This window comes from Alteromonas sp. 5NS40-0096 (assembly GCF_057544385.1).
In genome coordinates this window covers 83,920-98,926 of sequence record NZ_BAAJLQ010000007.1, presented here as the reverse complement: position 1 = coordinate 98,926, position 15,007 = coordinate 83,920, and the positions used below count along the sequence as shown (strand labels likewise).

Annotated in this window: 12 protein-coding genes and 2 tRNA genes; 8 read left to right on the top strand and 6 right to left on the bottom strand. The window is 44.8% G+C overall.

All coding sequences use genetic code 11. The annotated features are described in order from the left end of the window. Window positions 1-143 precede the first annotated feature (143 nt). Together AC27G9_RS18510 and AC27G9_RS18505 are read right to left on the bottom strand one after the other, a co-directional pair. Window positions 144-220, bottom strand: a tRNA-Asn gene (locus tag AC27G9_RS18510). Between the two features lie 26 nt (window positions 221-246). After that, a tRNA-Asn gene (locus AC27G9_RS18505) sits at window positions 247-323 on the bottom strand. 1,140 nt (window positions 324-1,463) lie between these two features. Here AC27G9_RS18505 and AC27G9_RS18500 point away from each other — a divergent pair. The 3 genes from AC27G9_RS18500 (at window position 1,464) to AC27G9_RS18490 (ending at window position 5,962) form a co-directional block, all read left to right on the top strand. Further along, complete coding sequence (locus tag AC27G9_RS18500; protein ID WP_487075969.1) at window positions 1,464-2,840, top strand: MATE family efflux transporter; 1,377 nt, start codon at window positions 1,464-1,466, stop codon at window positions 2,838-2,840. Next, complete coding sequence (uvrB, locus tag AC27G9_RS18495; protein WP_487075968.1) at window positions 2,837-4,846, top strand: excinuclease ABC subunit UvrB; 2,010 nt, start codon at window positions 2,837-2,839, stop codon at window positions 4,844-4,846. Before AC27G9_RS18500 ends, uvrB begins: the two co-directional genes overlap by 4 nt. 189 nt (window positions 4,847-5,035) lie before the next feature. Continuing rightward, entirely contained in the window at window positions 5,036-5,962 is a 927-nt protein-coding gene (locus AC27G9_RS18490; protein WP_487075967.1) for a LysR family transcriptional regulator, read from the top strand. 174 nt (window positions 5,963-6,136) lie between these two features. Here the strand turns inward: AC27G9_RS18490 and queC are convergent, their stop codons facing one another. After that, window positions 6,137-6,793, bottom strand: a complete 657-nt coding sequence (gene queC, locus AC27G9_RS18485; RefSeq protein WP_487075966.1) for a 7-cyano-7-deazaguanine synthase QueC — start codon at window positions 6,791-6,793, stop codon at window positions 6,137-6,139. Window positions 6,794-6,907: 114 nt separating this feature from the next. On the opposite strand from queC, the gene queE reads away from it, so the two are divergent. Genes queE through AC27G9_RS18470 form a run of 3 tightly spaced genes read left to right on the top strand, consistent with a single transcriptional unit; the run spans window position 6,908 to window position 8,846 of the window. Next, window positions 6,908-7,558 (top strand): 7-carboxy-7-deazaguanine synthase QueE, encoded by a 651-nt coding sequence (queE, locus tag AC27G9_RS18480; RefSeq protein WP_487076029.1) that lies wholly within the window; start codon window positions 6,908-6,910, stop codon window positions 7,556-7,558. A 3-nt stretch (window positions 7,559-7,561) separates the two neighbouring features. After that, window positions 7,562-7,957 (top strand): hypothetical protein, encoded by a 396-nt coding sequence (locus AC27G9_RS18475; protein ID WP_487075965.1) that lies wholly within the window; start codon window positions 7,562-7,564, stop codon window positions 7,955-7,957. 4 nt (window positions 7,958-7,961) lie between these two features. Then, window positions 7,962-8,846, top strand: coding sequence for an amino acid ABC transporter substrate-binding protein (locus AC27G9_RS18470; RefSeq protein WP_487075964.1), 885 nt, complete (start codon window positions 7,962-7,964; stop codon window positions 8,844-8,846). Window positions 8,847-8,888: 42 nt separating this feature from the next. On the opposite strand, the gene asnB is transcribed toward AC27G9_RS18470, so the two are convergent. Beyond that, entirely contained in the window at window positions 8,889-10,562 is a 1,674-nt protein-coding gene (gene asnB, locus AC27G9_RS18465) for an asparagine synthase B (RefSeq protein WP_487075963.1), read from the bottom strand. A 227-nt stretch (window positions 10,563-10,789) separates the two neighbouring features. Continuing rightward, on the bottom strand, window positions 10,790-12,436 hold the full coding sequence (locus AC27G9_RS18460) for a M28 family metallopeptidase (protein WP_487075962.1): 1,647 nt from the start codon (window positions 12,434-12,436) through the stop codon (window positions 10,790-10,792). 69 nt (window positions 12,437-12,505) lie between these two features. On the opposite strand from AC27G9_RS18460, the gene AC27G9_RS18455 reads away from it, so the two are divergent. Next, window positions 12,506-13,375 (top strand): DUF3025 domain-containing protein, encoded by an 870-nt coding sequence (locus AC27G9_RS18455; RefSeq protein ID WP_487075961.1) that lies wholly within the window; start codon window positions 12,506-12,508, stop codon window positions 13,373-13,375. On the opposite strand, the gene AC27G9_RS18450 is transcribed toward AC27G9_RS18455, so the two are convergent. Then, a complete protein-coding gene (locus tag AC27G9_RS18450; RefSeq protein WP_487075960.1) occupies window positions 13,364-14,068 on the bottom strand; it encodes a YIP1 family protein in 705 nt (234 codons plus the stop codon). The genes AC27G9_RS18455 and AC27G9_RS18450 overlap by 12 nt on opposite strands. A gap of 158 nt (window positions 14,069-14,226) precedes the next feature. On the opposite strand from AC27G9_RS18450, the gene AC27G9_RS18445 reads away from it, so the two are divergent. Continuing rightward, window positions 14,227-15,006: an ABC transporter ATP-binding protein gene (locus tag AC27G9_RS18445; RefSeq protein WP_487075959.1), complete on the top strand. Its 780-nt coding sequence runs from the start codon at window positions 14,227-14,229 to the stop codon at window positions 15,004-15,006. The last annotated feature ends 1 nt before the right edge of the window (window position 15,007 follow it).

Here is a 15,007-nt window from a genome sequence, read left to right as displayed (position 1 = left end):
ATTGGTTTAGTGCGCTATTATCGCTTTTTGTGCGTTGATAAACAACTTGATAAAACTAGGGTTATTCGGTCGAATTTCTATGAAATGATGAATTAAATAGTACTGTGGGTAAGATAGTGAGAATCACTGGGAAAATTGAAGAGTGGCTCCCCCTCCCCGACTCGAACGGGGGACCTGCGGATTAACAGTCCGTCGCTCTAACCAACTGAGCTAAGGGGGAACAGTCTATTTCACTCTGTCGAAACTTGGCTCCCCCTCCCCGACTCGAACGGGGGACCTGCGGATTAACAGTCCGTCGCTCTAACCAACTGAGCTAAGGGGGACCTGTGTTTCAACGGAGGCGAATATTAAAGACGTAATATCGCGCTGTCAACAATCTTACCGATTTTTTTCGCCTTAAATTTATTTTTTTGTTTTTTTGTATGCTTTCGCATCAAAATGCCTATTAAATGGTCAAAAAAGTGAGTTATGTCTTCTCTAACCGGTCTTGGCGCGGGTAAATATAGGGTAAAATGCTCTTGCTGTTTTCCTTTGCGCAAAAATGCAATCTCATATTCTAAAATTAGGTGTATCTATACCTAAAAGCTATTAAAAATTCGTTGATTACTGTTTGTATGTCCAGCTTTTCATAAATCTGTAACCTTGTTGTTGCGTCTTGAGGTTAGTCGTTACTTACCTAAAAACTGACCTAAAGACCATGAATGCCCGTTAATACGAGGGCTTGGACAGTTATCCACTAAATCTGTGGATAACTATGTTGATAGGTGTGGTTAAACCAGGCTGTTCATCCTTTTAGATCTGGATCGCACTAAATGATCATGTCATGAATTGGCATGTTTTTTTATTAAAATCATTGTGTTGTGTGATTTGGGGAAGGCTTTGGGATAAAAAGAGATTCAGTGTTGATAGCACAGTGGCGATTGTGTGTTAAATCCGAGCGAGTTGCGACAAAAATGCACAATATTTTTGCTGTTAACATATTATTAACGCGCCATGGCCGTTTTCTCGATGTTTCTGAAATAAAACTGTGTGAACAAAATGCTTCATCAAGATGACACTTATGTTTCAGGCGCGTTTTGCCGCTAGAATATTGTGTGAAAGCCAAACTAAACTTGAGATTGAGGTTGCGTAAAATGACCAAATTTGTCTGTAATCTCGTTTGTGCACGTCAAGCGTCAACTTGATTTATTATCTACAAGTTGTATAGCTCGCGATAGCGTTAATCTATCGTTTAATTATTATTTTTTTCTCATAACCTTGGTATTATCTCACCATCAATTATCGTCGAGCTAATCGTCCTTGTTCAAGCGTCCGAGAACTGTGGCTCGTTCAGTTGTGTTTGTGTCTTTTTGACGATGAGTACGTACAGTGAAGAAGAAGCTAAGCTATTTCTCCTCCAATAGCGTATTGAAGTCATTGATACGACTGTCAGCAACGCCAAAATCAATAGAGAACCTAACAACGTGACCACTCAGGATTCAAAGGCAACATCTAACCTGACTCAGGGTAATATCTTCGAAACATTGAAACGCATGACGATTCCAATGATTCTAGGCATGATACTGCTGATGAGCTTTGGGCTCGTCGATACGTTTTTCGTCAGTTTACTGGGGACTGATGAACTCGCCGCGATCAGTTTTACATTTCCAGTTACTTTCACCGTAATTAGTCTCAACATTGGCTTAGGCATCGGTACCTCTGCGATTATCGGAAAGCTTCAAGGTCAAGGCGATATAAAAAACGCCAGAATGTATGCAACTGGCGCCATCATGCTGTCTACTTTGATGGTCGGTGTGCTGGCAATCATTGGGTATTTTACTGTAGAGCCCATTTTTAGCTTGCTCGGTGCCACAGATGCCTTGCTTGTACACATTTCAGATTACATGGGCGTCTGGTATCTATCAGGGATTTTTCTCTGTATTCCCATGGTCGGTAACAGCGTGTTACGCGCCTGCGGTGATACCAAAACGCCGAGTATCATCATGGCCGCTGGTGGTGCGATAAACGCTGCACTGGACCCTCTGCTTATTTTCGGTCTTGGGCCTATTGAAGGAATGGGTATTAAAGGTGCAGCTTATGCAACCTTGATTGCTTGGATTATCGGTGCGACCTGGATCATTGTGTTACTCGCGCACAAACGCAAGCTGATGCTGCCTCGTTTACTCACATTGGCCGAATTACGTGAAAGCGCGGCTTCCATACTTAAGATTGGCTTACCCGCTGCTGGGGCAAATATGTTGACACCGATTGCTGGTGCCATCATGACGGCGGTTGTTGCGGGTTACGGTGCTGAGTCTGTAGCGGCGTGGGGAGTCGGTAATCGCTTAGAGTCGATGGCCAATATCGTTGTGTTGGCGTTATCCATGACACTCCCTCCATTTATCAGCCAAAACCTAGGAGCAGGGCGTTTAGACCGAGTTAAAGATGCTTACATGGCAACGTTAAAATTCGTAATTGGCTGGCAGCTGTTGGTTTTTGTTTTATTGTGGCTCACATCCCCCCTTATCGCAGAGCTGTTCGCCAAGGAACAGAACGTCGCCGTACTGATTGCTATGTTCCTTACTATTGTACCTTTGGGGTATGGCATGCAGGGAATCGTGATATTAACGAATTCCTCGTTCAACGCCATGCATATGCCGATGACCGCTTTGGTACTGAGTGTATTGCGATTGTTCGTCTTTTTCGTTCCAATCTCATATGCTGGAAGTTACTTTTTTGGCCTTGAGGGCTTGTTCATCGGTACAGTGATTGCCAATTTACTGATGGCGGCTTGTTCCTTCGTTTGGTTCAAAAATGCTGTGAATCAACAATCAACGCAAATGAGTGAGTCACATTCATGACAAAAGGTTTTGAACTGGTTGCCAAGTACGAACCAGCAGGTGATCAGCCTAATGCAATTGCAACGTTAGTGGACGGTTTAGAATGCGGTCTTGCTTCTCAAACTTTGTTGGGAGTAACGGGGTCGGGTAAGACCTTCACGATGGCCAATGTCATCAATCAAGTTCAACGTCCCACGTTGATTCTGGCTCACAACAAAACCCTTGCGGCCCAGTTGTACGGGGAAATGAAAGAGTTTTTCCCTCACAACTCTGTCGAATATTTCGTTTCTTACTACGATTATTATCAGCCTGAGGCTTACGTTCCTAGCACCGATACCTTTATCGAAAAAGATGCGTCAATCAACGATCACATCGAGCAAATGCGGTTGTCTGCAACAAAGGCGCTGATGGAGCGCAGGGATGTTGTCATTGTCGCCAGTGTCTCTGCTATTTACGGCTTGGGCGACCCCGAATCCTATATGAAAATGTTGCTGCATTTGCGCCAAGGAGACATTATGGACCAGCGCGACATATTGCGTCGCCTGGCGGAGTTACAATACACCAGAAATGACATTGCCTTTGAACGCGGTACGTTCAGAGTTCGAGGAGATGTCATTGATATTTTTCCAGCGGATTCAGAGGCACAAGCTGTCAGAGTGGAATTGTTTGATGATGAAATCGATAAGATCAGCTTGTTTGACCCGCTGACCGGCGCCGTAGATAAAAGTGTGGTCAGAACGACGGTATTCCCGAAAACGCACTATGTTACGCCGCGGGAGAAAATCCTAGCGGCCGTGGACCAAATCAAAGAAGAATTGGTCGAGCGCAAAGACCAATTGAAATCAGTGAATAAACTGATTGAAGAACAACGCATCAGCCAACGTACTCAATTCGATGTTGAGATGATGCTTGAGCTGGGGTATTGCTCAGGTATTGAAAACTACTCTAGGTATCTCTCGGGTCGAGCGCCTGGCGAGCCACCGCCGACCTTATTAGATTATTTCCCCGCTGACGGATTGTTGTTCATTGATGAATCTCACGTAACGGTCTCGCAAATTGGTGCCATGTACAAAGGTGACCGCTCGCGGAAAGAAACGCTGGTGGAGTATGGCTTTCGCCTGCCGTCGGCGTTGGACAATCGACCGCTAAAATTTGAAGAGTTTGAACATATTTCTCCCCAAACGATTTATGTGTCTGCTACACCGGGTGTTTACGAGCTCGAAAAATCAGATGGAGACATCGTTGAACAGGTGGTGAGGCCAACTGGGTTACTTGACCCTGAAATAGAAGTGCGTCCTGTGTCCACCCAAGTTGATGACGTTTTGTCTGAAATTCAAAAACGCGTGGCGTTGGATGAGCGAGTGTTAATCACGACACTAACCAAACGCATGGCCGAAGATTTGAGTGAATATCTCAATGAGCACGGTGTAAAAGTGCGTTACTTGCATTCCGATATTGATACTGTTGAGCGAATTGAGATCATTCGTGATTTGCGTATTGGTAAGTTTGATGTACTGGTTGGTATTAACTTGTTAAGAGAAGGCCTAGATATGCCTGAGGTGTCTCTAGTTGCTATCCTCGATGCGGACAAGGAAGGGTTTTTGCGCGCCGAAAAGTCGCTGATTCAGACAATAGGACGAGCCGCTCGGCACATTAACGGCAAAGCTATTTTGTATGCTGACAAGATAACGAAGTCGATGCAAAAAGCCATGGACGAAACACTTCGCCGCCGCACCAAGCAAGAAGAATACAATACGCTTCACAATCAAACGCCACAAAGGCTGGTGAAACCTATTACTGACATTATGGACTTAGGTGATGGCAGTGGTGACGCTAACAAAGTGAAGTTACGCAAGGTGGCGGAAACTAAGCCTAAGCTGAGTGCTTCTCCCACCGAGCTAATGGCGAGAGTGGCTGAACTTGAGAAGCAAATGTTCGCTTTTGCAAAGGAATTAGAGTTTGAAAAAGCGGCAAGTACACGGGATGAAATAGAACAGTTACGCAAGCAAATTGTTGAACTGAGCTAACCTTGCTGGCCTGGTCAGGGGCAGCAATCAGGACGAAAAGTATTAACGCGCATCTCTTTATGTGGCTACTTCCTCTCGAAGTGGCCATTTTTCTCTGATTTTTTATCTAATTAGCCGTTGTAATCCCCGTCACACTTGCCTATGATGGTGTTATAAGTATCTATAACTATACCTATAAGTGGTGCCATCATGTTAAACCGTCTTCAAGAATCCGACATTAAATTGTTGAGAGTATTTTATGCGGTTGCGAGTTGTAACGGCTTTACTGCAGCTGAACCAGTTCTCCGTATGCAACGCCCGAATATCAGTGCAGCAATCAAGAAGCTCGAAGAACGTTTGGACCTTGTACTTTGCCATCGAGGCCGAGGTGGTTTCCAAATGACGAAAGAGGGCGAGGTTGTATTCCAAGAAACGAAACGCATTTTTAATGCATTCGATAATTTCGTCTTCAATTTGAAATCACTTCACGATGACTATTCAGGTCATATCACTCTGGTAATGATGGCAGGTTTACCGCTATCGATGCAGCTGGCAATTTCAAAAGCTGTGAAGAGCACGATGAAAAAGTTTGATGATATTCACGTTAATATCCAAACCCGTTTGTACAACGAAGTAGAGCATGTTGCATTGAGTGGCGAATGCCATTTAGTCGTATCGACTTACGATATGGTGAAACCTGAGTCAGTGACCTTCCACCCTGTCGGCCTGAATTGCGAGGGTAGGTTGTATTGCTCATCAAGTCACCCGTTAGCGAAATACAAAGATACGGAGTTGCCTGAAAGTGTTCGCATTGAAGATTATCCAGCGATTGGTATATCTGGTTTGTCGTCAGCGAATTACATTCAAGATGAGAGACGTCTATCTATTCAGACGTTTTCCGACTCTTATGATGCGGCGATGTCAGCGATTATGACAGGCGAATATGTTGGTTTGTTACCAGATTATATGGCCAAAGAGCAAGGTGTCGCACTCGGACTCGTGCCGATAGCGAAAGGTGAACTGTTTAGCTTTAGCCATGAATTATTTGTGATGAACGGCAAAAATACGCGCTTAAACCCAGTATTGAGGCACTGTATTAAAGAGCTTTCGTACTTTATTAGTGAAAGTCAGCGCTAACCCTCATTCCACACGAGAAAAAACCAACACCATGTGTTGGTTTTTTTTCGACTGTGTGCCGTGATACGGTGTTTCGAATCGTTTAGTGTGCTCACAATCCCTCTTGTTAAGCTCGATTGCAGAGGATAGCGCTACATCAGATAAATATCTCGCCGCTGAATGAGTAAAACCAATTTATTCATAGCTGAGAGGATCGACGGCACCGTTATCTCTAAATGCTTCAAGTCGTTCCTGACATGCCCCACATTTCCCACAGGCTTTTTCTCTTCCGTTGTAACAAGTCCATGTTTTTCCGTAATCAAGCCCCATGGCAAGGCCGTCAGTTAATATTGCAGTTTTACTGACGTCTAGATAAGGAGTGACAATCGTGATTGCGTCGTAGTTAGCGATTTGGCATACATCATTCATTTTCTCGACGAACTCCGGACGACAATCAGGGTAAATGGCGTGATCCCCTGAATGAGCGCCATAATACACCTCACTAGCACCTTCACTCACGGCGTAACCCACAGCCATGGATAGTAGAATCATGTTGCGGTTAGGCACCACAGTTGTTTTCATACTCGGCTCTTCGTAATGGCCTTCAGGTACGTCAATATCGTCAGTCAGCGCTGAGCCGCCGACAATGGCATTGATTGCCGAGATATCTACAATTTTGTGTGGGACATTGAGTTCAGCACAAACTCGAGCGGCATAGTCGAGTTCTTTCTTGTGTCTCTGAGCATAATCGAAAGATAAGGCTAATGGCTGCTTACCGTCAGCAATGGCCTTGTTTAGCACGGTGAAAGAATCCATACCACCGGAGTAAATAACGATAACTTTGTCTGACATAAATAGATTTATTTTAGAAATGATGACCGAATTTTATGTTATCCCTGATAAAATCCCAATAATGATTTTAGCGAGGCGTGAAATTTGTTGCTCACAGAATTGAAAATTAATGAGATGTTCGAAACCATTCAGGGTGAAGGGATGCATACTGGCGTGCCTTCTATTTTCGTTCGACTGCAAGGTTGCCCTGTCGGTTGTCCTTGGTGTGATACTAAACACACTTGGGTCATCGACGAAACCAAGTTGTCACCTGTGGCTGCTGTCGTCAACAAAGGGCAAGAGTCCGAAACCTTTTTCACTGCCTCTCCAGAATCGTTAATAGCTCTGTTTAAAGACTACGGTTATCACGCCAAGCATGTTGTGATTACTGGCGGCGAGCCATGCATGTATGACCTCGTTCCCTTAACGCAGAAATTGGAAGCCTTGGGGTATAGTGCGCAAATCGAAACCAGCGGTACATTTGAAGTGCATTGTAGTGAAAACACATGGGTAACGGTTTCTCCCAAGGTCAACATGAAAGGGGGCTACGACGTATTGACGTCAGCGCTACTGCGGGCTAATGAGATTAAACACCCCATTGCTATGCAAAAACACATTGATGAGCTGGATGAATTGCTCGCTACTCTACCTGAAGATAAAGTGCCAACCGTTTGCTTGCAGCCAATTAGCCAGCAAGCCAGAGCGACGGAATTAGCGATTCAAACTTGTATCAAAAGAAACTGGCGGCTATCGTTACAGACACATAAATATATTGGTATTGAATGAGTTATGGATAAATCTGTTGAGTTACAAGCGCAATCCTTCTTCGATGCATTGTCCGGCGCCGTAGATGCAAGGCAAGTCTCAAAGTTAGTGCCTTTTTTTCATATTCCAACAATTTTTGTCGAAGAAGGGGTAAAAAACGCGTGTGTTACAACAGACCAATTGCAATCTCAGCTTTCTCATTATCTTGAAAATGCAGCGCTGAGCGAACCCTATCATCACAACCCACAAGTACTGCAAGTCTTGAAATTATCGAGTTCGATATACTTTGTCCAAGTCAAATGGCAGTGGCTAAGTGATCAGAGCGATGAGGTGATGAGTGAACGACAGTCGTCTTACACCATTCAGTCTGATGCCGACGGTGGATTCACCATAGTCGTGTCAGTAGTTGATGGAGAATAGCGATATGACCGAAGGATTTGCCACCTTTGTTTTTCGTTTTGCGATGGGGGTGATGGTTGCGCTGTTGAGTGTTGGCGCGAACGCTGCTGTTTGGAATATCAAGTATCCGCGGCCCATTGAAGAGCGAGATCACAGGCATGAATATCCTCTCGAGTTACTCAAGCTCGCTCTGAGTAAAACTGGGGTGAATTACGAGTTAAACGCATCCGACCGAATATTAGTTTCTAGCAAAGCCGTTAGGCAACTCAGAGAAAATCGCGAAGTGAATGTAGTATGGACTATGACTGATCTCAACAGAGAAGACGAGTTATTGCCCATCCGTATTCCACTTGCAAAAGGGCTGATCGGTTTACGGGTCTTTATGACACGACAGGATAAAATTGCTGATATCGGTGATATGTCTCAATTGTCTGATCTTCACAAGCTAAAGGTGATTCAGGGGGCAGATTGGCCTGATACCAAAATTTTGCAGGCTAATGGTTTTCACATTTTCCCAATTGGACAGTTTACCGAAGGCTTTGATGCTCTGGTGGCGATGCAAGGGGATATCTACCCACGTTCGGTGATAGAAGTAGAAGCCGAACTTAATATACGTGGGCTAGACCCTGATATCGTGCTAGAGCCGACATTTGCGCTCTATTATCCGACGGCTATGTATTTCTTTGTTAACAAGTCAAATCCAACGTTGGCGCGACTGATCGAAACGGGTATGGAGCGAGCGATTGCCGATGGCTCATTCGAGCAGCTGTTCCAACAGACCTATGCCGACACGCTGGCTCGATTAAATATTGATAAGCGGACGGTTTTTACGTTAGAAAATCCATTGCTGTCAAATGATACGCCATTGGATATTCAAAATTATTGGTTTGTGCCGCCAAACGCAAAATAAAAAAAAGCAGCGATAACGCTGCTTTTTCAATTCCTATAGCGATTAGTGACTCTCACCTGCGTGTACGTCTTTCATCGCTCGACCTGAAGGGTCAGCATTGTTTTTGAAGCTTTCGTCCCATTCAAGGGCTTCCGCCGTGCTACACGCGATAGATTTGCCACCGGGCACACATTTCGCTGCGCTTTCTTGCGGGAAGTAGCTTTCGAAAATGGTGCGGTAATAATATCCCTCTTTGGTATCAGGCGTATTTACTGGGAAACGGAACTCAGCAGAAGCGAGCTGTTGATCCGATACTTCCGCGTCAACAAAGTCGCGAATTGAATCAATCCAAGAGTAACCAACACCATCGCCAAACTGTTCTTTTTGACGCCACAATACTTCAGCCGGTAGTGTGTTGCCATCGTCAAAGGCCTTACGCAGAATCCATTTTTCCATCTTGCCATCTACGCACATTTTGTCTTCTGGATTCAAACGCATGGCGACGTCAATAAAGTTTTTGTCGAGGAAGGGAACGCGTGCCTCGACACCCCATGCCGATGTTGCTTTGTTTGCGCGAGCACAGTCAAACATGTGAAGCCTATCGAGTTTACGTACTGTCTCCTCGTGGAATTCTTTGGCATTTGGGGCTTTGTGGAAATACAAATAACCACCAAATATTTCATCAGAACCTTCACCAGAAAGTACCATTTTGATACCCATAGCTTTGATTTTTCGCGTCATCAAATACATTGGTGTAGCGGCACGAATTGTCGTGGTATCGTACGTTTCCAAGTGATAGATCACGTCGCGAATAGCATCCAAGCCTTCCTGAACAGTGAAGTGGATTTCGTGATGAACGGTGCCAATCATGTCGGCAACAGATTTTGCCGCTTTGAGGTCTGGCGCACCTTCTAGGCCTACGGCAAAGGAGTGTAATCTTGGCCACCAAGCGTCTGATTTGTCCTCGTCTTCAACGCGCTTAGCGACGTATTGGGCTGCTACCGCAGACACTAGTGATGAGTCTAAGCCACCTGAAAGCAAGACAGCGTAAGGAACGTCAGACATCAAGTGAGACTTCACCGCTTTTTCAAAAGCGTCTTTTAAATCGTCTAGGTTGGTTTCATTGCCTTTAACCGCATCGTAAGACATCCAATCGCGTTGGTAGTACTTGGTCAGTTCACCGGTCTTGCTCCACATATAGTGGCCTGGAGGGAACTCACTGATTGTTTTACAAATCGGCGCTAGCGCTTTCATTTCTGAAGCGACATAAAAATTGCCATGTTCGTCATAGCCAGTGTACAGAGGAATAATTCCAATGTGATCTCTTGCGATAAGGTAGGCGTCTTGCTCTTGATCGTACAAAACGAAAGCAAACATCCCTTCGAGCTCATCGATAAAGTCGATACCGCGCTGCTGATACAGCGGCAAAATAACTTCGCAATCTGAGCGCGTTTTAAAGTCATAAGGTGTAGCTAAATTTTGAGCGAGTTGCTTGTGATTATAGATCTCACCATTTACGGCAAGGATATTCTGACCGTCACGACTGGTTAATGGTTGGGCACCTGTATCAACGTCAACGATAGCTAATCGCTCGTGACACAAGATGGTATTGTCATTATTCCAGATACCCGACCAATCAGGGCCGCGATGGCGCAGCAATTTAGTAAGATCTAACGCTTGGGTTCTGAGTTCAGACACATCGGTTTTGATATCTAAGATACCGAAAATACCACACATAAAAGGAGTTCTCTCTTGTCACTTGTTAAAAAAAGATGTCGATTTTCTGTCGTGAGAATGCGGTGGATATTGTTGTTTTTGGAAATTGATTCACTCGCGTGTACTGAATGTGCCAGTCTCACACGAAATTGCAAGGGGAATGTGGTGAAATTTTTAGCAAATAGACATTTATCAATAAGGGTGCTTAAAAAAGCACCACAGATGCGGTGCTTTTTGTTTGCTGACTATCAGTGTTGACGCTGAAATTCGCTCTCTGGCATCCACTTGGGCCAGGTTTCCGCGTTAGCTACTTGAACACCGACATCAAATAACATTTGGGTGTCTTGCACAATACCTGACAAATCCCAGCTATCGCGATATTGGTCGCAAACCTGATGATAGCATCCGGTAATGATCAAGCTCATGCGTTTGCGATATTTCGCAGTGGCATCATCAATCGGTTCACTGCCTCCTTCAGCATACAAGGCAGGAATGCCTTTCTTGGCAAAACTAAAGTGGTCGGAACGGTAGTAATAGCCAGCTTCTGGTCTGTCTTCTTGAGTGAGATAACGACCTTGTTTTTCGGCCGCTTTTTCTAAGTATTGCTCAAGTTCTGATTTACCCATTCCGACTACGGCAACATCTTTTGTACGGCCTAGTACATTCATAGCATCCATGTTGATATTTGCAACTGTGTTGTCGTCGGGAATGATCGGATTATCAGCATAAAATTTTGACCCTAGCAACCCTTGTTCTTCTGCCGTAACGATAAGGAAAGTCACAGAGCGATCAGGGCGGGCTGTCAACTGACTGAATGCTTCTGCCATCACTACGCTGGCCGCTGTACCGGTAGCATTGTCGTGCGCGCCATTGTAAATTTGGTCGCCATCTTTGGTTTCGTCTTTACCGAGATGGTCCCAATGTGCCGTATAAATAACGTGTTCTTCCGGTTTCGATTTTCCCGGTAGTGTGGCGATAACGTTGTGACTTTTCGACTGCTTGAACGTGTTTTTTACTGTCACTGACGCACTGATATCCATCGGTTGAGAATACGGGCCTTGCATGGCTTTTGCTTTTTGTTCAGCAAAGCTTAGCCCAGCTTCAGCAAAGACCTTCTCTGCGGCGTCCAAAGACAGCCAACCTTCTACAGCAACACGGCTTGCGCCTGCATCTGCTGATACCAAACCGTATTGCGGTCCACTCCAACTATTAGCAACAACAGACCAGCCGTAGGAAGCCGGAGCGGTCTCATGAACGATTAGGGCGCCAGCGGCACCTTGACGGCTCGCTTCTTCGTATTTATAACTCCAACGCCCGTAGTAGGTCATTGTTGTCCCCTGAAACTTGCCACTTTCAGGGTTTTCAAATCCCGGGTCGTTGACCAGAATGACCACAGTTTTGCCGGCAACATCTAACCCTGCATAATCATTCCATTCATATTCAGGCGCGTTTACGCCATAGCCAACAAATACGAGCTCTGAGTCATTTAACGTGACTTCCTTCTGCTCGCGCTTGGATGATGCCACCATGTCCTGTTTGTACGAAAAGGTGTGGCTACCGATAGACATAGTCATGTCTGGGTCTGCGGTGATTTCCATCAAATCGACTTCTTGCAAAAAACTGTCACCATTGCCTGGGGAGTAGCCAAGCTTGTTAAACTCGGTAACCAGAAAATCGAGGGTTTTCTTTTCGCCTTCTGTTGTTGGAAGCCTGCCTTCAAACTCATCGGAGGCAAGTGTTTTGAGTGGCGGAACAATTTTTTCAACGCTTATGTTATCGTATACCTGCTGGAAATTATCTTTCGCAACATCTTCACCATTTGAGGCTTGTTCTGTCGGCGTACATGCACTCAATACGATCGCAAGGGTACTAAGCGGCAAAAGAATTCTTTTCATTTTTAGTCTCTGTTTGCTCTACAATAGCGGGCAGTATAGATAAATCTTCTGCTGTAACCAACTCTCGATATGTCAAATTCAGAACCTTCTTGGAGCGAGTTTCTCAACTCTGCAACCCTGTTGAATCCCCTCGAAACTGTAAAATTTCGATTTAACTTAGCGCAATGTGCCCAATTCCCCCGATCGGCAACTTGGAATGACTGGATTGAGCAGCAATCCTCTACAGCGCTCGAGGGAATTGAATTTAGGGATCAACAAGACGTCGACGAGAGCTTGGGGTACTACGAAGAAATTATTTATGAACATGGTTTTGTCCCCACCAGAGAAAACAGTTGGCATGACTTGTTTAATGCGTTGATATGGTTACAGTTTCCTAAAACAAAGCGCTATCTCAATGAACTGCATATTCGCGATATTCGCGTTCATGGCACGCATCCAAGAACAAGGCGAAGGAATCACATCACGCATTTTGATGAGTGCGGTGTGGTGTTCGCCATACCGCGAAAATACCTGGTTGCAGGCAATGAGTTACTGACTCATCTCGCTGACCACCGATGGATAGAGAGTTTGTATAATGAGCGTCATAGCTGGGGTAAGGCTGTTCATGCTGAAGTTTTTGGACACGCTAATTTTGAAATGATGCTCAATCCATACAAAGGGTTGACTGGGAAATGGTTAGCTGTGGTGGTTGACGACGATTTTTCCTCTCTTACTTGGCAGCGACAGCGAGAATTATTGGATGATGCGATGCTTTCTCGGATACGGGAATTAGCTGATTTTACATTGGACAATATATTGAAGCCCATACCCCTGTTGGGTATTCCAAACTGGGCTGCGAACCAAAATCGTGAATTTTACTGCGACGAGAGCTGTTTTCGCCCCCGTCGCGATTGGACTAAACCCACAGTGCAACTACCGCTGCAGTGTTTACATCACTAAAAACAGGAGCCAAATTGTCAAAATGACAATATGGGGGGCCGTTGCAAGAGTGAAAGATTTCGCCTTACTAAATGAAGTCCACTGGTTAATTCCAATACCGGTTAACAGGACGCCCCACACCACATCCACTCTAAAATATGACAAGAAGCCAAACCAATCTGCCGTCATGGATACTGAAAATGCGTTGGCAAGAGAAAGCGGGTTCAATGTGGTGATTTCCAACTGGTGGTTTGTCGCGGTGACAATCAAAATCAGGGCGACTAGGCTGTTGAGTACAGAGGGAAGCGCAGTCCACCATAAAAAGCCATACCAATCGGTAAAACCGTAAACCTGTGACTCGTCACTTTTCGTCATTAAATGCAAATAAATAGCGAACACTGCCGTGAAAATGACAGGGAATAACAGCCCTGTAACCAGCGCGGATGTCTCTAATATGCCTCGAGACATGCCTTCGCGCATCTGGTCGAGTTGAGCTGGCGCGAGCTCGTCAGCTTGACTTGCCAGCGCCATATCTTGATACCAGGTGATATCGATAAAACCAAAATATAAATACGCAGGAAGGCAGCCAAAACCCACTACGATGAAAAAGGGGAGCCAAGACCAATTGTTTTTTTCGGCGAGTGATTGGAACACTGCTGCGGGTTGATAAAAAACGTCGGTCAGTGCTTGAAGCGGGTTGCTAACAGATTGCATATTCTTAATTCCTTGTAGAGACACTTATTCAAAAATACTCATACAATTCAATTGTTCAAGACCTACTTAATTATTTTTTAGTTTTTTTTTAAACACTGTAATAAAGTAAATTTGTCGATGACTATATAAGCGGAATAACAATTAGGCGATGGATGGATATGATTGAAATTAAACAATTAGCCAAAAAATTTACGGTGGAAAACCCAAAGAAATTGAGCGAACAAGAAAAGAAAGACCCAAGATTAAAAGGGCGGTTTTTTCATTCTGTTCAAAACGTCTCATTCACTTGTGAACAAGGCCAAGTTTTAGGTTTACTTGGTCCCAATGGTGCAGGAAAAACAACCACCTTACGAATGCTTTCTACAGCTATTAAACCCGACAGTGGTGAGATCAGCATCGAAGGTATTAATGTGCTGGATAACCCCTTGATGGCACGCCAAATGGTTGGGTTTTTGTCCGGTTCGACTGGCTTGTATGGAAAACTGACGGGGCGAGAGAACATTGCTTATTTTGGTCAATTGCACGGAATGGACAAAGCCGCTATCGATGCCAAAATCCTCGAGTTAGCCGATTTGCTGGACTTGCATACGTTTTTAGATCGCAAAAGTGATAATTTCTCGACCGGAATGAAGCAAAAAACAGCGATTGCTAGAGCTGTTGTTCACGACCCCAAAGTGGTGATTCTCGATGAACCTACTACGGGGCTAGATATTGTTGCCGCAAACACTGTGCTCGAGTTCATAGAAGGTTTGAAGCAAAAAGGCGTACCCGTCATCTTCTCTACTCACAATTTAGAAGAGGTATCGCAACTCTGTGATCGGGTTGCCTTGATTAATCAAGGCACGACGTGCTTCAACGACAGTATTGATGCGTTTAAATCACTCGCTCCGGAGTCGATGAACCGAGCATTCATGGCCGCGATTGGAAAGGAGGCATAGT

Coding starts and splice junctions, on each gene's coding strand:
- uvrB (WP_487075968.1), top strand. CDS start 2,837: ATGACAAAAGGTTTTGAACTGGTTGCCAAGTACGAACCAGCAGGTGAT.
- AC27G9_RS18490 (WP_487075967.1), top strand. CDS start 5,036: ATGTTAAACCGTCTTCAAGAATCCGACATTAAATTGTTGAGAGTATTT.
- queC (WP_487075966.1), bottom strand. CDS start 6,793: ATGTCAGACAAAGTTATCGTTATTTACTCCGGTGGTATGGATTCTTTC.
- queE (WP_487076029.1), top strand. CDS start 6,908: ATGTTCGAAACCATTCAGGGTGAAGGGATGCATACTGGCGTGCCTTCT.
- AC27G9_RS18475 (WP_487075965.1), top strand. CDS start 7,562: ATGGATAAATCTGTTGAGTTACAAGCGCAATCCTTCTTCGATGCATTG.
- AC27G9_RS18470 (WP_487075964.1), top strand. CDS start 7,962: ATGACCGAAGGATTTGCCACCTTTGTTTTTCGTTTTGCGATGGGGGTG.
- asnB (WP_487075963.1), bottom strand. CDS start 10,562: ATGTGTGGTATTTTCGGTATCTTAGATATCAAAACCGATGTGTCTGAA.
- AC27G9_RS18460 (WP_487075962.1), bottom strand. CDS start 12,436: ATGAAAAGAATTCTTTTGCCGCTTAGTACCCTTGCGATCGTATTGAGT.
- AC27G9_RS18455 (WP_487075961.1), top strand. CDS start 12,506: ATGTCAAATTCAGAACCTTCTTGGAGCGAGTTTCTCAACTCTGCAACC.
- AC27G9_RS18450 (WP_487075960.1), bottom strand. CDS start 14,068: ATGCAATCTGTTAGCAACCCGCTTCAAGCACTGACCGACGTTTTTTAT.
- AC27G9_RS18445 (WP_487075959.1), top strand. CDS start 14,227: ATGATTGAAATTAAACAATTAGCCAAAAAATTTACGGTGGAAAACCCA.